An 18,025-nucleotide genomic window follows, 5' to 3' on the forward strand; every position below is an offset into this window, starting at 1 on the left:
TTTAATATGTTTAAAAAGATATTTTTTTTAATGGCGCTGTTTTTGGTGCCGGAGCTGTATGCTCAGGAAAAGTTTATTGTTGTAAAAGATTCGGTTACCAATGAAACGCTGCCTTATACAAGTATTGATTTTCAAAATGGGTATGGTTTGTTTACGGATGAGAATGGGAAGGCAGTTTTAAATAATGATATGCCGAATAAAATAAAAATTACGTATGTCGGTTATGCTTCAAAAATTGTTTCAGTCGATAAATTAATTGGGAATCAAATTTTACTCAGACCCGAGGTAAATATGCTGAACGAAGTAAAAATTTCAGCTTCGCGGAAAGAAGTAAAAAAGCAGAAAAAACTTGTTGTTAAACCTTCTTTGCACGATAATATAGATGAGATGTATTGGTCATCAATCGGACAGCAATTTGCGTTTTATGTCCCTTCAGAAAAAGCGAACGGTATTTTGAAATCGGTTACCATTCCGTTGATTGTAAAAGATTTGTATCAGGGGATAACCGAATCTTCTTTCGAAGATAATCCCTACGGAACTATGGTTCGGTTTGAATTTATGAGAAATTCAAACATGTTGCCGAATACTAAACTCTATGATTACGAGAAGATTTTCGTGATTCAGTCTGATAAAATTTCCAAAAAGATTGAGGTTGGTTTTGAGGAGAGTATCCCAATTCCTGATGAAGGTTTTTTTGTTGTGATGACCGTCATAGGAAAGACAGATATAAAAGGAGAATATGTGCCGGAATTACCTTTCGTAGTTAACGATAGACATGGGGAGAAAAAGAAAAGCATGAAAATCATACTTCCCAATTATCCGTTGGTGGAGTTGTCAAAAAGACAGTTGATGCTTGTCAGGAATTTGTTTAGCGATACCCCTAAATGGAACCGTATTGAAAGACCGATGGTTTACAAAAAGGATAAAAAATACCCACCGTACACTATAGGTATTGGTTATGTGATTTCCTATTAAGCAGGAGATTTGATGAAAAATAAAAAAGCCTCAATTTTATTGAGGCTTTTAATTTATGCTAGAACTTCAGTATTAGTAACTGCTTCTTTGATTCGGCGTAATGCTTCTTTTAGTAAATCTTCGCTTGTTGCGTATGAAAAACGGATGCAGTTCGGGTTTCCGAAAGCGTCTCCGGTTACTGTCGCTACATTGGCTTCTGCTAAAAGATACATAGAGAAATCGTTTGCATCTTTGATTTCGTGGCCTCTCAATGTTTTTCCGAAGAACGAAGAAACGTCTGGGAATACATAAAATGCACCTTCCGGAACATTGATTTTAATTCCTGGGATTTCTTTTAATAAACCAACAACCAAGTCACGACGACTGTGGAAAGCATCTACCATGTGTTTTAAAACCGATGGATCTGCATCAACAGCAGTGATGGTAGCACGTTGCGCAATTGAGTTCGCTCCGCTTGTTACCTGTCCCTGGATTTTTGTACATGCTTTAGCAATAAATTCAGGAGCTCCCATATATCCGATTCTCCATCCTGTCATGGCGAAAGCTTTCGCTACTCCGTTAACCGTGATGGTTTTTTCAAACATTCCCGGAATGGATCCGATACTGCAGAAAGTTCCTGAGAAGTTGATGTGCTCGTAGATTTCATCGGAAACCACATAAATGTTCGGGTATTTTTCCAATACTTTTGCCAAGGCGGTTAATTCTTCACGGCTGTATACCGAACCACTTGGGTTACAAGGCGAGCTGAACCACATCATTTTTGTTTTTGGCGTGATGGCAGCTTCCAATTGCTCAGGCGTGATTTTGAAATCGGTTTCAACAGAAGTTGGTACTTCTACCGGAACCCCTCCTGAAAGTTTGATGATTTCGAAATAACTTACCCAGTAAGGAGCAGGAAGGATCACTTCGTCTCCGTGGTTTAACATTACCTGCGCAATGTTGTATAAGGATTGTTTCGCACCTGTAGAAACTACAATCTGCGAAGGTGTGTATTCTAAATGATTGTCTCTTTTGAATTTTCTGCAGATAGCTTCTTTTAATTCCAGATAACCTTCTACCGGAGTATAGGTGCTGTAGTTTTCATCGATGGCTTTTTTTGCAGCTTCTTTGATAAAATCCGGAGTGTTGAAATCCGGTTCTCCTAAACTTAAACTGATAATGTCTTTTCCTTGAGCCTTTAATTCTCTGGCTAACGCAGCCATAGCTAACGTTTGCGACGTAGATAAATTGTTAATTCTGTCCGAAAGCGGGTTCATAGTTCTGATGTTATGTAGTTGTTTTTTTTATTTATGCTAATTGCGGTTTCTGTCCTAATTCCTTCAGATGTTTGAAGTGGGAATAAATAGCAGAACGCATTGTTTTAAATTCATAGTATGGCAGATTGCATTCGGTTGCCGTCTGTTTTACGATTTCACCTATTTTGCCATAATGAATATGGCTGATATTTGGGAAAATATGATGTTCAATCTGATGATTCAGTCCTCCGGTGTACCAGTTTATCAGCCAGTTTTTTGGAGCGAAATTCGCCGTGGTGAACAATTGGTGAATCGCCCAGGTGTTTTCGATTTCATTGTTTTCGTCCGGTTGCGGATGGTCGGTTTCTTCAACAATATGCGCCAATTGGAAAACGATACTCAAAATCAGGCCGGCAGTATAATGCATCACTAAAAATCCTAGAAGAACCTCCCACCAAACGATGCCGAGAATCATTGGGATTGCCAGCCAAATCGAAAAGTAAATGATTTTTGTGATAACCAAAGTGCTCCATAGCTTTATAGGACTCGGAAATTCACCATAGGATAATTTTTTCTTGATATAACGTCTGGTTTGTTTTATATCTGTAGTAATGGCCCAATTGAATGTCAGTAATCCATAAAGAAATACAGAATAATAGTGCTGGAATTTATGGATTGGGGACCAATCAGAGTGTTTTGTAAAACGGATAATTCTTCCGGCTTCCAAATCTTCGTCGTGCCCGTGGATGTTGGTGTACGTATGGTGTAAAACATTATGTTGTACCTGCCAATTGTATACGTTTCCTGCTAAAATATAGATGCTTCCTCCCATGATTTTGTTTAGCCATGGTTTGGAAGAATAGGATCCATGATTTCCGTCGTGCATTACGTTCATTCCGACTCCTGCCATGCCGATACCAATCACGATGGTTAAAAGCAAATGAGCCCAAAGCGGGAAATCCAGCGCCAGAATCAAAAAATAGGGGGTAAGGAACAGCGAAAACATAATAACGGTCTTCAGATGTAATTTCCAGTTACCGGTTTTTTTGATGTTATTCTCTTTGAAATAATCGTTTACGCGTTTATTCAGGATTCTGAAAAACTTCAGATTATCGGCCTTGGAGAAAATTGGCGTTTGTTTATTCATGCTCAAATTCATTAAATTCGAGCAAAGGTAACTATTAATGAAGTTGTAAACCGTTAAAATGATTAAAAAATTCATCGGTAAAATGCTTACTTTTGCATAAAAGACTGAATAATGCATGATATTGTAAAATATTTCCCTAATCTTACTGATAATCAGATAGAACAGTTTCAAAAACTGGAGGGATTGTATAAGGATTGGAACGCTAAAATCAATGTGATTTCTCGAAAAGATATCGATGAATTGTATACCAAACATGTGTTGCATTCTCTCGGAATAGCAAAGATCATGGAGTTCAAGCCCGGTACTAAAATTTTAGATGTTGGAACCGGTGGGGGTTTTCCTGGAATTCCGTTAGCTATCTTATATCCGGAAGTCGATTTTTACCTTATCGATGTGATTGCAAAAAAAATCCGTGTAGTAAATGAAGTGGCTAAAGGATTGGGGTTGCAGAATGTTAAGGCGGAACAGATGCGTGCCGAAAATGTAAAAGAAGAGTTTGATTTCATTGTGAGCCGTGCCGTTACCAACATGCCTGATTTTTACTCCTGGGTGAAAGATAAAATCGCTAAGAAGCAGAATCACGAGTTGAAAAACGGTATTCTATATCTGAAAGGCGGTGATTTAACCGAAGAGCTGAAAGATTTTCCAAAAGCAACAGAGTATAATTTATCGGATTTCTTTCAAGATGAATTTTTCGAAACTAAAAAAGTAGTTCACTTGCCGCTGAAGTATAAGGTTTAAGGATTGAGAATTATTTTTTCGATTCGCGATAGAAATTTATCCGTAATATTCTGATTGATTAGGAACTTTATTTAGTATTTTTTGCTTCTGAAATCTTTTTGTGCAATTTCGATCCGAGTATTGCTGTAAAAATTGTTGGAATTGATAATACAGCAAATGTTATTATCCCTACAGGCCAATAAGGACTGGGTTTGGATATGAGCGTCAAAGGTATGAGTTGAGAGATTGTACTCAAAAAACCCCATTTCCAGGGATTGTGCGGTGCAATATAGCCGAAAAATAAGTTGATTAGCATAAAGAGGGGTAGGCCAATTGTGTAATAGTAAGTGCTGTCCCAGGCTTCTGTCTGACCCGTAATTTTACACAGGACTATCCAATAAATCATGCCTGTTGCAATAGAAATGGGATACATAAATATATCTTTCATTGTGTGTTTGATTTAAAGTGACTTGTTTAAAATTAAAGAAAAGCGACGAGAATTCAAAATATTTAGAGCTACGAGGGATAAATGATAAGAATAAAAAAGTCGAATCAATTATGATTCGACTTTTTTGTTTTTATGATCTGTATGTCTTATTTTAAGAAAGCATAACGGTAATCTGTAGGTGTAACGAAAGTCTCTTTGATAGTTCTTGGAGAAACCCAACGCAACAAGTTCAAGATTGAACCGGCTTTGTCGTTCGTTCCGGAAGCTCTGGCGCCACCAAATGGCTGCTGGCCAACAACTGCCCCTGTTGGTTTGTCGTTAATGTAGAAGTTTCCGGCTGCATTTTCCAATGCTTTGGTAGCCTCAACAATCGCATAACGATCCTGGCTGAAGATAGCTCCTGTCAATGCATAGCTTGAAGTTCCGTCAACTAAAGCCAATGTTTCAGTCCATTTAGCATCTTCGTATACGTAGATTGTTAAAACCGGACCGAATAATTCCGTACACATAGTGTTGTATTTCGGATTCGTAGTCAAGATAACTGTTGGCTGAATGAAATATCCAACCGATTTGTCATAACCTCCTCCGGCAATAATTTCAGCATCCGAATCTTTCTTAGCTTGGTCGATGAAACCAGCTAACTTGTCGAAAGACTGCTCTGAAATAACTGAAGACATATAATTGCTCATGTCTTCCGGTGAGCCCATTTTAATGGAAGCTAAATCAGCTAACAATAATTCTTTGACTTCTGGCCAAAGTGAAGCCGGAATATAAGCTCTTGAAGCGGCAGAACATTTCTGTCCCTGATATTCGAAGGCACCTCTTGTTAAAGCTGTAGCTACTTGAGCCGGAATCGAAGACGGGTGAGCAAGAACGAAATCTTTTCCACCTGTTTCACCTACGATTCTTGGGTATGATTTGTATTTGCTTATGTTTTGACCAATTTTTGCCCACATGTCATTGAAAACTCCGGTTGATCCCGTAAAGTGGATTCCTGCAAAATCAGGACTTCCCAATAAAGTGTCTGAAATCATTGCTGAATTTCCTGTGATCATGTTGATAACACCAGCCGGTAAACCAGCCTGTTGGAAAACTTCCATAATTACGTTAGCAGAATATACCTGAGTCGCTGCTGGTTTCCAGATTACAACGTTACCCATTAAAGCCGGTGCAGCCGGTAAGTTTCCTGCAATAGCCGTAAAGTTGAACGGAGTGATGGCATACACGAATCCTTCTAACGGACGGTGCTCCATTCTGTTCCAGATTCCTTCAGATGAAATTGGTTGCTCTGAATAAATCTGCGTCATGAACTGTACGTTGAAGCGTAAGAAATCAATCAACTCACAAGCCGAATCGATTTCTGCCTGGTGAACTGTTTTTGCCTGAGCAATCATAGTTGCGGCATTGATTTTAGCTCGGTAAGGTCCTGCTAATAATTCAGCAGCTTTTAAGAAAATGGAAGCTCTTTGTTCCCAAGGCATGTCTGCCCATTTTTTCTTTGCTTCCAAAGCAGCGGCAATCGCTTTTTCGATATGCTCTTTTTCTGCTTCATGGTATTGTCCAACCACGTGTTTATGGTCGAAAGGTGGCGTCATGTTTTTGGTTTTTCCGGTACGGATTTCCTCTGCGCCAATATATAAAGGTACATCAACTGTACTGTTGAACATTTGTTTGAAAGCTGCGGCCACAGCTTCTCTTTCAGGGGTTCCGGGAGCGTATGTTTTAACGAATTCGTTATACGCTGTTGGAACATTGTAGATTCCTTTTGGCATAATTTGTTATAATTTGAGTTATCAAAAATTTCGCGTAGCGAAGATACAAATTATTAGCCAATTAGATAATCGGTGAATTGTTAATGCTATTGTAATTTTTAGGATTAATTTAAGGCGAACGGCGCGCTCAATTTGAAAGTGGGAATGATAACGCGGAAACTTCTCGTGGTTGTGAAATTCACCATGTTAAAATAGCCGTGCATTGCGCCGAAAGGGGATGAAAGCAGGCAGCCTGAACTGTAAGTGTGTTTTTCTCCGGGTTTTAAGACTGGTTTTTTTCCAATAACACCTTCTCCGTCAACGATTTCAAGATCATTAAGTGAATCGTAAATTTCCCAGTGGCGTGAATTTAACTGTACAGAATCTTTACTTTGGTTTTCTATGGTTACTTCATAACTGAAGGCAAAGTGAATCTTATAGTTTTTGAAGTATGTCCCCTCAAAACTAGTTAACACCGAAATCTTAATGCCGCTCGTTATTTGTGAAACCATATTTTTTGTAAAAATTGGGTTGTAACTTCAAAAATAGCAAATTATTTATTTTTGATTGTAAAAATTATGACTTTTTTAATTCGTTATGTTTGTTGAAGTTGCGATTCCTTTGCCAATAACGCGATCATAACGGTCATTGTTTCCGCGGTAATAGACAATAACAAAATAATTGTTTTCGGTTTGCCAATAGTTTCCGTCGACGGCATTTTCAAAATCGACTTTTCCGTTTTTATCTACAATCTCATATTGGTAATTCGTAAACCCTTGTTTGATTAAAAGTGCTTTCTCATACAATCCTTTTTCGGCATTGTAATCCATTTTATATTCCGGTGTGTGTGCAAAATTGTTGAACATTCCGCCGATATAGATATCGTTTTTATCCATGAAGGTATTCGTGTTTAGTATAAAGTATACCCAGGCATAGTCAGCTTCGATATTGTTGTCTTCGGCATTGATGTTGTTGGGCATGAAACTTCCGTTAATGTCCGGATAATAGGTGTACGAATTCTTTTTTCGCGAAGCATTCATGTACAGATGCGAATTGTAAAGATCGCCCGCACTTACATGTGCTACATTGTTAGCGACTGCCCTAATGTCTTTGTTTTCGAAATTTAAAAATTCATTTCCGCCCCAAAACCGCGTTTCTTTTTCATGACGGTAAATCAATTCGTTGCCAATGGTATATTGTGGTTTGATATTGTATATGCCATTATCCAGTCGCCCGTTTTGAAACAAGGCGATTTTAACATTCTGAATAGGATTTTGAAGAAGATAATTTACCGTACTGATGGTAAAATACAGATTTTGCATGTGGTCGATGATTTCCAAATCGCGGGAACGTTTAACCTGAACCGCTACCGGAACACGGTCTTCATAAATGATGAATTTGCGTGAAAAAACCAATTCTTGACTTGAATTAAAGATTTTCAGCATATAGTTGCCGGTCAGTAAAATCTGATTGAATTTATTCGGGAAACTTTGAGTGTAATGGGAGTATATCTGAAGCGTGTTAAACGAATTCTTGTAGTTAATGATGCGTTGATTATCGATTCCTCTCATGTATTCAGCTTTGCCTAAATCGGTTGGAGTCCAATCATAATTATATTGGGTGATGGTAAAGTAGTAATCGGCTTCGTTTCCGTAAACATCATCAAATTCCAATTGAAAAGGTTCGCCTAAACGGAATATCGGAATCGTGACGTTTTCGTTTTGCACAAATGCCACACTTTTAATGTTAAAAGGCGGAGCAACTTCGTTTTCAACCTGTGCAAAGGCATTGAAAAGACTCATGCATATTAGTAAAAGAGTATAAATTTTTCTTTGAGTCATCTTGATAAACATGAAGGGATTAAAGTGTAAATATAAGGATTAACATCGATTTCAAACTGTTTTTGTTTTCCTTGTTTTTGCCCTTTTCACGAATTGTGTTAAAGTAATTATAATAAAAAACCTACTTTTAAGTTATATGAATAGTTTTACAAAAAAATAACAACTTAATTGAAATCATGAAACAATTTAACAAACTAACCTTTGGATTGTTTCTGTTTCCGGCGATGATTTTCGCTCAGGAAATGGATCTTTCAAAGACAATTCCGTTTGATCCGGAAGTAAAAACCGGAAAATTGAAAAACGGACTCACGTATTACATCAAGAAAAATGCCAAGCCTGAAAGTAAAGTCGATTTACGTCTTGTCATTAACGCGGGTTCCATTCTTGAAGATGACGACCAACAAGGATTGGCTCACTTTATGGAGCACATGTGCTTTAACGGAACAAAACGTTTTCCTAAAAATCAATTAGTGGATTACCTGCAAAGCATCGGAGTAAAATTCGGTCAGCATTTAAATGCCTATACAAGTTTTGATGAAACAGTTTACTTCCTTCCAATTCCTACTGACAGTCCTGAAAAACTGGAAAAAGGGTTTCAGATTTTGGAAGATTGGGCTTTCAACGCTGTTTTGACTCCGGAAGAAATCAATAAAGAGAGAGGTGTTGTTTTAGAGGAATACCGCTTAGGGTTAGGTGCTCAAAAACGTATGATGGGGCGCTTTATGCCTAAACTGATGTACAACTCGCATTATGCAAAACGTTTGCCAATCGGACAAAAAGAAATTCTTGAAAAATTTAAGCATGAATCGTTAATCCGTTTCTATAAGGACTGGTACCGTCCTAACTTGATGAGCGTAATCGTAGTGGGAGACATTGATGTGGCGGAAATGGAGAAAAAAATCATCGACCATTTCTCGAATTACCAAAATCCGAAAAACGAAAGACCAAGAAAAACATTTGATGTGCCGAATCACAAAGAAACTTTTGTTGCCATTGAAAGCGATAAGGAAGCGTCAAGTGCTCAGGTGCAATTGATGTATAAAGATGCCGGTTTGCCAAAACCTTTAGTTACCCTGAAAGATTTGAAGGATGAATTGGCCGAAGGCTTGTTCTCATCCATGATAAACGCACGTCTTGATGAACTTACAAATTCGGCTACTCCGCCGTTTACATACGGATATTCGTTTCACGGGGGAACTTGGGCTAGAAACAAGGAAGCTTTCCAGTCGGTAGCCATGTCTCAGGAAGATAAGCAAATCGAGGCGTTAAAAGTTTTGGTCAGAGAAAATCAAAGAGCTAAAAAATTCGGATTCACGCAAGGTGAATTGGATAGAGCCAAAGCAGAAATAACGGCGGAAATTGAAAAACAATATAACGATAGAGATAAAACAAATTCGGCGAATTTTGTAGGCGAATATCAATTGCATTTCTTGAAAAAGGAACCAACGCCAGGAATCGAATGGACATATGCAACTGTTAAACAGATTTTGCCTTCAATAGAATTGAAAGATATTAATGGTTTGATGGATGGTTTTATTAAAGATGAAAACCGTGTGGTTGTTTTAACCGGTCCGGAAAAAGAGAATCTTAAAAAACCAACGGAACAGGAGGTTCTGAATGCATTGAAAGTTAATGATTCCGAAATTACCGCTTATCAAGATGTTGCTGTAGCCAAGGGATTGTTGAAAGCCGAACCAAACCCAGGAACTGTTATCCGACGCGAAAGCAATGAAAAATTGGGAACCAAAACATTGTACCTGTCTAATGGTACAAAAGTGACATACAAGAAAACGGATTTCAAAAATGATGAAGTAGTCTTTGAAGCAGTAAGTTTTGGAGGAACGAATTTGTATTCCGATGCGGAAATGAAAAAAATTCAGTTTGCAAACGGCGCTTTGGCTGAAGCAGGTTTTTCCGGTTTGAAACTGAACGATATCAATAAATTTATGACTGGTAAGATCGCGAATGTTGCTCCATACATTAGTAATACAACCGAAGGTTTAAGAGGGAATGCAACGCCAAAAGATCTTGAGTATTTATTCCAGCAAACGTATGCTTATTTTACCGATCTGAATTATGATGCGGAAGCTTTTGAAGGTTACAAGCAAAAACAGTCAGCGTTCTATAAAAACATGACATCTCAGCCGGCTTTTTATTTCCAACAGGAGTTTTATACGTATCTGAATAAGGAAAATCCAAGATTTAACGGTTTGGTTCCAACAGACAAAACATGGGCGGAAACCGATTATAAACTGGCTTATGATAAATTCAAAGAGCGTTTTGCGAATGCTGCCGATTTCGAATTTTTCTTCGTAGGAAACGTTGATGATAAGGTGATTGAAGACTATGCGGTAAAATATTTAGCGTCGTTACCTGCAGCCCCAATGAAAGAAAAAGCTAAAGATTTAGGTTACCGAATGTTGAAAGGAGAGCACAAAAAAGTGGTTAATAAAGGAAAAGATCCTAAGAGTACGGTGAATATCATGTATTATGGGGATGCGCAATATTCTGCTAAAGATGCTTTTGCCCTGCAAGCGCTTGGCGAGGTACTGACTATCAAATTAGTGGAGCAATTACGTGAAAATGAAAGCGGCGTTTATGGTGTGAATGCCCGAGGAAGTATGATGAAGATGCCTTACGGTTATTTTAATTTTAACATTAGTTTCCCTTGCGGACCTGATAATGCTGAGAAGTTAACGACTTCGGCTTTAAACGAACTTCAGAAAATCATCGCTAACGGCCCGGAAGCAAAAGATATGGAGAAGTTCAAAGAAGGGGAATTGCTGGATTTCAAAAAAGAGAGCAAAGAAAACAGATTCTGGTTGTCTAATTTTATCAGATCTTATACGAATGATCAAAATGCTGAAGAAGTATTGAAATACGAAGAAAAAGTAAATGCTTTAACAGCTAAGGAAGTTCAGGATGTTGCTAAAAAATATCTTACCAAAGATAAAGTGGTAGGAATGCTAATGCCTGAAAAATCTTAATCAATTCAATCATATCAAAAACGAATAGTTAAACAAAAAGCGCTGCCATGGCAGCGCTTTTTATTTGTAGCAAACCGGAATAATTTCTCCTTTTGCCAAACAATATTTTTCAACCAGTTCGGGTGCAATTTTGTTGGTGTAATCTTCTTCGGTAACTCTGAAGCCGATACTTCTTAATTTGTCGAAATAATCTCTTCCGTATACACGGACGTGGTCATACTGTCCAAATATTTTTGCCCGTTCTTTGGGATCCGTGATGGAATCATCTGAAAATGTAGTAGCTCTTGATAGGTCCTGTGGTATCTGGAAAATCCCTATGCCGCCAGGTTTTAATACACGGTATAATTCCTGCATGGCTTTGGTGTCATCCGGAATGTGTTCCAAAACGTGATTACAGAAAATAATATCATACGAATTTTCTTCAAACGGTAAATTGCAGATATCAGCCTTAACATCAGCCAACGGCGAAAACAAATCGGTTGTGGTGTATTCTATATTAGCTTGCTTTTTGAAACGCTTGTAAAATTCCTGTTCCGGAGCAAAATGCAATACTTTTTTCTTTTCAGATGCCGTAAAAAAATCGGTTTCGTTTTTTAGATACAACCAAAGCAAACGGTGTCTTTCCAACGATAGTGTGCTTGGCGATAAAACGTTGTTTCGCTGCGTCCCATAACCGTACGGTAAAAACATTCGGAAACTTTTCCCGTCAATGGGATCGGTAAAGGTGTTTCCTCTAAGTAAAAATGCCAATACCGGGCGCACCACAATACTTAAACGGATAAGAATCGGACGTGGAATAGTGTTTAAAATGAATCTGAAAATCTTCTTCATTAGATAGCTAACGGTTGTTTTCTGAATTCATTTTCTTCATCGGAAGTGATTCCTAAAGCCTGATAAACATATGCGAATGTGGAAAGTAATTCCGGTTTTCCGTCAATGATTGCCACATCATGCTCGAAATGTGCTGATGGTTTGTTGTCGGCCGTAGTGATTGTCCAGCCATCTTTGTGCTGCTTGATGTTTTTAGTTCCCTGGTTGATCATCGGTTCGATAGCTACGACCATGCCTTCAACAAGTAATTTGCCGCGTCCTTTTTTGCCGTAATTTGGCATTTCCGGAGCTTCGTGCATAGTACGTCCGATACCGTGCCCCACCAATTCGCGAACCACGCCATAGCCATGACCTTCACAATACTTCTGAATCGCGTTACCAACGTCTTCAGTGCGATTACCCACTTTTAATTCGCGGATACCTACATAAAGCGATTCTTTAGTGATTTTCAATAGTTTTTTGGTAGCTTCATTTACCTCGCCAACTTCAAAAGTGTAGGCGTGATCTCCGTAAAAACCGTTTTTCAACGCACCACAATCTACCGAGATAATATCTCCGCTTTCCAAAGGTTTGTCAGTCGGAATTCCGTGGACTACCTGTGAGTTCGGACTCATGCAAAGCGAATTCGGAAAACCGTACATGCCCAAAAAAGCAGGGGTTGCACCATGGTCACGAATAAACGTTTCGGCTAATTTGTCTAAATATAAAGTGCTTACACCTGGTTTGATTTCAGAAGCAATCATTCCCAGAGTTTTAGAAACGATCAGGGCGCTTTCACGCATCAATTCAATTTCTTCACGGGTTTTAACGATAATCATATCTTCAAATTATTGGTCAGCAAAAATACACAATATTCTGATGATAAATTTTTATTTGATATTTCGTTATGACTTTTGTCACGATTTCGTAACTTAATGGGGTTTAAATTTACTTAAAAATTCAGCGTATGAGTAAGTATGTATCGGCGGCAGAAGCTGTCAAAGTAGTGCAATCCGGAGATCGGGTTTATGTTCAGGCTGCCGCAGCGGCGCCGTCTGTTTTGACTAATGCGTTGGCTGAAAGGGCTTCGGAATTGCGCAATGTTGAGGTGTGTCACCTGCATACAGAAGGACCTGCACCTTATGCGAATCCTGAATTATCGGAAAGCTTTCATGTGAATTCGTTTTTTATCGGAAGTAATGTCCGTCATACATTGGCGGCGGGTAATGGTTCATATACACCTGTATTCCTGAGTGAATTGCCTCAGTTGTTCCGAAAAAAAGCAGTGCATTTAGATGTGGTCTTTATTCATGTTTCCCCGCCGGATAAGCATGGATATTGTTCATTAGGGGTTTCGGTGGAAGCTACGCTGGCCGCCATTGAAAATGCCAAAACTGTAGTGGCACAGGTCAATCCGAAGATGCCTAGAACTTTTGGTGACGGTATTCTGCATGTTTCCGAAATTGATTATTTGGTAGAAGTGGATGAAGTGATCCTCGGTCATGGGATGGCTGCGATTTCTCCGGAGGAAGAGAAAATAGGTGCTTTCGTGGCGAGTCTGATTGAAGACCGAAGTACACTCCAGATGGGTATCGGATCGATTCCGAATGCGGCGCTGGCAAAACTGACCAATCACAAAGATTTAGGTTTGCATACCGAAATGTTTTCGGACGGGGTAGTCGACCTTATTGAGAATGATGTTATTAATTGCAATTATAAAGGGGTTAACCGCGGAAGGGCACTGGCTACTTTTCTTATTGGTTCGCAGCGGTTGTATGATTTTGTGAATGATAACCCGTTTATCGAAATGAGGGAATCATCGTATGTGAATGATACTTCGGTAATCAGAAGAAATCCGAGAATGGTAGCGATAAATTCGGCTATAGAAGTAGATGTTACTGGACAGGTTTGTGCCGATTCGATTGGAGCAAGAATGTATTCTGGCGTGGGTGGTCAAATGGATTTCATTCGAGGTGCCTCTTTAAGTGAAGAAGGGAAGGCGATTATTGCATTGCCTTCGGTTACCAAAAGAGGGGAGAGCCGAATTGTTCCCTATTTGAAACAAGGTGCTGGTGTGGTTACCACGCGTTCACATGTACACCATATCATCACCGAAAATGGTATTGCCGATTTATACGGAAAAACATTAAAGCAGCGTTTGGCGGAAATGGTGAAAATTGCCCATCCCAATCATCAGGAATGGTTGGAAAAAGAATATTTTGCTATGCTGAAAGGCATATAAAGAAAAAGGGTTAGCTCATCCAGATGCTAACCCTTTTCGTTTTATCGTTTCATGGCAAAATGGCCTCTGAATTCTTTGGTGACATTGTCTTTTGTATAAATCAATTTGAACCAATAGTCATCGGAAGGAAGGGTGTTACCATTGTAAGTTCCGTCCCATCCAGGTCCGCCAGGACTCAATTCTTTCAATAATTTTCCGTATCGGTCAAAAATATGAATTGTAATCGCGTCCAGAACCTTAGATCCTTTGATGTTCCAGGTGTCGTGAAAGCCGTCTCCGTTAGGTGTGAAATAATTAGGGAAATCCACAACGCTGAAAGTGGTGCTGGTTTCTCCACATCCATATTTGTTTTTAACTTTCAGGATGTATTCAGCTTCATATAAGTTGGTAAAGACATTGCTTGTTTGCCATCCCATATCGTTTACAGAATAGAGATAATCTTCTGAAGGAGGGAATGCTATGGCTGTAATCGTGTTGTCAATGCCAAAGGCAATTAATTCAGACGGATTTGCAGTTATGGAAAACGGTACATATGAATTTTTAGTAGTGAAATTAAATACCGATGAACAGTTGGCACCATTTGAAATATTGGTCACTTTTACGGAATATGCGCCTTCGTTGGAAATGGTACACTGACTTGAGGTTTGGCCTGCAATTTCGTTTCCGGGTTGTGCATTAAAACCGCTGTGCCAGATAAATGAATAGTCGGTTTCAGATAAGTGAGTGTCTACTATGGCAGGGCTTGTTACATAGTTGTCTTTGTCAATGCAAATAATATAAGGATCAGTGTCTAATTTGTTTTCAGGATAAGGTCGTACGAAAAGTTCCAGTTCAAGAATTCTGAAGCATTTTAGATTAGTTTCACTGTCCGTATTAACCCTGCTGTTAAGTCTCACATAAATTTTCTGAAAGTTGGCAATGGTATTTGTAAACGTAGCTGGATTCACTATGTTATTTGCATTGTTTGTAATGGCATCATTTGAATTGATGTAGTATTTAAATTCGATATCCGATAGGGGCGTGGTTCCCGCCATTTGAGTTTCCCTTACTTTTAGATTGAAGGTTTCAAATCCCGGATTTCCGGAATTATTACAGATTTCGATTGGCGTCGGGTTACTGGTTGCTCCGGGTAAATCCAAAATAAATAATGCCAGAGTAGTTGTGCTGAAACAATTGTTGTTAGACGGATCCACTACTTTAACGAATACCGTAGTAGTCCCGGAAGTAAAAGCATTCGGAGTCGGTATTGCATTTCCGGCCATCAGATCAGCATTCGATTGATAAAAAGTAACCTGTAAAATTGGGTTGTTCTGTGTTATTTGAGAAATTCGGCTGGTTAAATCGAATGTTGCTGAATTTGTTCCGCACAGCTTAATTGGTGTTGGTTGTGAAAATTGTGGGTTCGGATAAACATGAATGTCGAAATTCACTACAGAAACACATTGCGTGAGGGAATCGTATAATCTTACGAAAATGGTTTTGGTGCCTACTGTAAGGGGGAGTGCAGTATTCGGGTTAATTGGGCTTATGTTATTTTTTGCATTGTCAAATGTTGTAAAATAACTTGCCTGGACCGTAGCATTTTGACCTAAAAGGGCTTCGGGGTCTTTACTGTTTAATAAGAATGTGTCTGACCCACAAAGATTTTCCGTTGAAATTAAGGTTTGAATCGGAGGTGTTTTAACCGTAATTGTAAAGGTTCCAATCCCATCGCAATTATTGTTGGTTTCGATTCTTGTGTAGATGGTTGTCGTGCCAATAGGCAATTGGGACGTATTACTAATCGGGTTTAATTCCGTTGAAGCATCCGATGGAGTTAAATAGAAGGCAATATCAACATTAGTAGTCGGGAAATAGGTGTTTTTAATGAACAGGCGTTGTGCATTAAAGTCGGCATAACCGTAAGTCATGTTTAATTCGGGACAGACCGGGGGCATGTCAGGGTATACTGTGATGCTGGTCGGATTCACATTTAAATTGATAATGCCAACTCCCGAAGATGTACAATTTGGCGTAATGTTTTCATTGACGATTTTTACATAAATAGTCTGTGAGAAAGGAGATGCCGTATTGATGTAATGAACAGGATCGGTTATAAGATTGGTCAAGCTAATGTCCTGATAAAAATAAAGCGTCAGGCCTGGCGTGTTGTTCGTTAAATAATTGTAGGCTTGGAGCAGATTGGTTTCCGCGATACCATCAATGGAAGGGGTTATATAATCACATTGTTGCAAAAGCAATGGTGCCGAATTGACAACTGGTGATGCATTGATGCGGACAACAACAGAATTTGATTGGTTTGTACACAAAGTTTGTTCCGTTGTCTGTACATAATAGGTTGCAGCCGAATTGATTGCCTGATTCGCTGCCGATACAATATAAGTGCTTCCGGTAGCACCAGGAATGGGATTACCGTCTTTATACCATTGATAGGTAAGTGATGAATTTATGGAGCTATTTGCATTAGAAGATGTTATGGTAAAATTATCGCCTTCACAAATTGTAGCGTCTGAGAAAATTGTAACATCAGGACTTGCAATAAGATGTATTGTATTGGAAATGGCTTCTGAACAAGGACTGTTGCTTACTTTTACAAAATAATCGCCGGGTAAGTTGGGGGTATAACTGGTGAATGTAGCTCCCGCAATAGCAACGTTGTTTAAGTACCATTGATAAGTTAAAATGTCAACCGCATTGTTTAATTGTGAACTGTTAGTTATGGAGCTGTTCAGTGCTGGATTAGTACTTAGGCATTGTGTGTTGGTATTCGAAATGCTTACAACTGGGATATTGTGGAATTTCAATGTTATTTCATCGGTGCTTTGTCTTAAGCCGGCTGTTGATCCTGAGGGATTAACGGTGATGTCATAGGCAGTAATCATTACTTTGTAAATGCCTGTGTCAGAAACGGTAATGGTGTTGGTGGATGAGGTGGAATTACTGATTGTAGCAATTACAGCACCATCTTTATACCAAGTATAGTTAAATCGCAAATTTGATGGGAGCCCAGGGAAATCAGAGGTGTCCACTCTTGCGAGAATATCTTTGGTTTGGGGTTTGCAGTAATCGAATTGTGTTATCTCAAGGTTTGAAGTGTCAAGGATGTCAACTGAAGAAAGGAAATCACAATTGGAACTGCCTGTACCTGCAATTTGCGTAATCTTAATATTTCCGGGGACATTGGAATAATTGTCAATCAAAAGTACATAAAGTTGCCCGGAAACTGCATTCGGAATGTTTACAATTTCAACGCTGTTGGGTAACCAACTGCAATCTGTTTCCTTGGGAATGTCAAGTTGGCTGCAAATATTGTTTAAGTTGGCAAAGGGGCCCCATAAGACAAAATCAACATCTGTTCCGTTACCTGATAAACTGGTTTGGCTTATCTGGAGCGTGATAGGGCCGCTGTTCTGAATCTCCAAAAAAAACCATGTAGGGCCGTGAAAAGGTTCTCTTATACAGGTCGTGTTAAAGGTTTCTGAATTGCCACCTGTAGAATTGGAGAAAGGAACATTGGTGGCGCAGGATTGATACAGTTGGTAATTCGCTTGAAGTTGTGCGCAGGAGGAAGCCCCTGCCTGTGCGGCCAGATTAATTGAAAAAAGCAACAGGAGTGCTGTAAGTAATTTAACAGTAAAGTTCATTTTTGTTATTTAGGGAATAACAAATGTATTTAAAATAATTTTAGCTTGTTTGGAATGTATTTAAAACTTTGCTTTATTCTCGATTGAAAATGAGAATGGATTTAATGAGATGCAAAACTGCTGTAATTGGGTTCTCTTATATAATTCTGATTTGCTGATGAATGAAGTTTCTTTTGGTAAAAAAAAAATCGCATGTAAAATTCTTACGCGCGATTTTTTATTGGT

At 38.9% G+C, this 18,025-nt stretch carries 13 protein-coding genes; 4 read left to right on the forward strand and 9 right to left on the reverse strand.

Annotation, left to right across the window (positions count from 1 at the left end; genetic code table 11):
* Positions 1-30: 30 nt before the first annotated feature.
* Positions 31-975, forward strand: a complete 945-nt coding sequence (locus tag FEDK69T_RS06840) for a peptidase associated/transthyretin-like domain-containing protein (RefSeq protein ID WP_023573421.1) — start codon at positions 31-33, stop codon at positions 973-975.
* A 53-nt stretch (positions 976-1,028) separates the two neighbouring features.
* On the opposite strand, the gene FEDK69T_RS06845 is transcribed toward FEDK69T_RS06840, so the two are convergent.
* Both FEDK69T_RS06845 and FEDK69T_RS06850 read right to left on the reverse strand, forming a co-directional pair.
* Entirely contained in the window at positions 1,029-2,231 is a 1,203-nt protein-coding gene (locus FEDK69T_RS06845) for a pyridoxal phosphate-dependent aminotransferase (protein WP_023573422.1), read from the reverse strand.
* 31 nt (positions 2,232-2,262) lie between these two features.
* Positions 2,263-3,357, reverse strand: coding sequence for a fatty acid desaturase family protein (locus FEDK69T_RS06850; RefSeq protein ID WP_023573423.1), 1,095 nt, complete (start codon positions 3,355-3,357; stop codon positions 2,263-2,265).
* 111 nt (positions 3,358-3,468) lie between these two features.
* Between FEDK69T_RS06850 and rsmG the strand changes: the two genes are divergently transcribed.
* The gene (gene rsmG, locus FEDK69T_RS06855) at positions 3,469-4,098 is read left to right on the forward strand and encodes a 16S rRNA (guanine(527)-N(7))-methyltransferase RsmG (protein WP_023573424.1); all 630 of its coding nucleotides are present in this window, start codon (positions 3,469-3,471) and stop codon (positions 4,096-4,098) included.
* A gap of 67 nt (positions 4,099-4,165) precedes the next feature.
* On the opposite strand, the gene FEDK69T_RS06860 is transcribed toward rsmG, so the two are convergent.
* From FEDK69T_RS06860 to FEDK69T_RS06875, 4 genes are all read right to left on the reverse strand, one after another.
* Positions 4,166-4,525: a hypothetical protein gene (locus FEDK69T_RS06860; RefSeq protein WP_035630072.1), complete on the reverse strand. Its 360-nt coding sequence runs from the start codon at positions 4,523-4,525 to the stop codon at positions 4,166-4,168.
* Positions 4,526-4,671: 146 nt separating this feature from the next.
* Positions 4,672-6,297 carry an L-glutamate gamma-semialdehyde dehydrogenase gene (gene pruA, locus FEDK69T_RS06865; protein WP_023573425.1) on the reverse strand — a complete coding sequence of 542 codons (1,626 nt, stop codon included), beginning with the start codon at positions 6,295-6,297 and terminating at the stop codon, positions 4,672-4,674.
* Between the two features lie 104 nt (positions 6,298-6,401).
* On the reverse strand, positions 6,402-6,788 hold the full coding sequence (gene apaG, locus FEDK69T_RS06870; RefSeq protein ID WP_023573426.1) for a Co2+/Mg2+ efflux protein ApaG: 387 nt from the start codon (positions 6,786-6,788) through the stop codon (positions 6,402-6,404).
* 75 nt (positions 6,789-6,863) lie between these two features.
* The gene (locus FEDK69T_RS06875; RefSeq protein WP_035630070.1) at positions 6,864-8,117 is read right to left on the reverse strand and encodes a type IX secretion system plug protein; all 1,254 of its coding nucleotides are present in this window, start codon (positions 8,115-8,117) and stop codon (positions 6,864-6,866) included.
* Between the two features lie 176 nt (positions 8,118-8,293).
* Here FEDK69T_RS06875 and FEDK69T_RS06880 point away from each other — a divergent pair, with 176 nt between their 5' ends.
* Positions 8,294-11,104 carry a M16 family metallopeptidase gene (locus FEDK69T_RS06880; RefSeq protein ID WP_023573428.1) on the forward strand — a complete coding sequence of 937 codons (2,811 nt, stop codon included), beginning with the start codon at positions 8,294-8,296 and terminating at the stop codon, positions 11,102-11,104.
* Positions 11,105-11,164: 60 nt separating this feature from the next.
* On the opposite strand, the gene FEDK69T_RS06885 is transcribed toward FEDK69T_RS06880, so the two are convergent.
* Together FEDK69T_RS06885 and map are read right to left on the reverse strand one after the other, a co-directional pair.
* Positions 11,165-11,935, reverse strand: coding sequence for a class I SAM-dependent methyltransferase (locus FEDK69T_RS06885; protein ID WP_035630065.1), 771 nt, complete (start codon positions 11,933-11,935; stop codon positions 11,165-11,167).
* Positions 11,935-12,753 (reverse strand): type I methionyl aminopeptidase, encoded by an 819-nt coding sequence (map, locus tag FEDK69T_RS06890; RefSeq protein WP_023573430.1) that lies wholly within the window; start codon positions 12,751-12,753, stop codon positions 11,935-11,937. The genes FEDK69T_RS06885 and map overlap by 1 nt, the downstream gene beginning before the upstream one ends.
* A gap of 128 nt (positions 12,754-12,881) precedes the next feature.
* Between map and FEDK69T_RS06895 the strand changes: the two genes are divergently transcribed.
* The gene (locus tag FEDK69T_RS06895; protein WP_023573431.1) at positions 12,882-14,156 is read left to right on the forward strand and encodes an acetyl-CoA hydrolase/transferase family protein; all 1,275 of its coding nucleotides are present in this window, start codon (positions 12,882-12,884) and stop codon (positions 14,154-14,156) included.
* A 41-nt stretch (positions 14,157-14,197) separates the two neighbouring features.
* On the opposite strand, the gene FEDK69T_RS15425 is transcribed toward FEDK69T_RS06895, so the two are convergent.
* Entirely contained in the window at positions 14,198-17,800 is a 3,603-nt protein-coding gene (locus FEDK69T_RS15425; RefSeq protein ID WP_023573432.1) for a T9SS type B sorting domain-containing protein, read from the reverse strand.
* Positions 17,801-18,025: the final 225 nt, after the last annotated feature.

Source organism: Flavobacterium enshiense DK69 (assembly GCF_000498495.1).
GTDB lineage: Bacteria > Bacteroidota > Bacteroidia > Flavobacteriales > Flavobacteriaceae > Flavobacterium > Flavobacterium enshiense.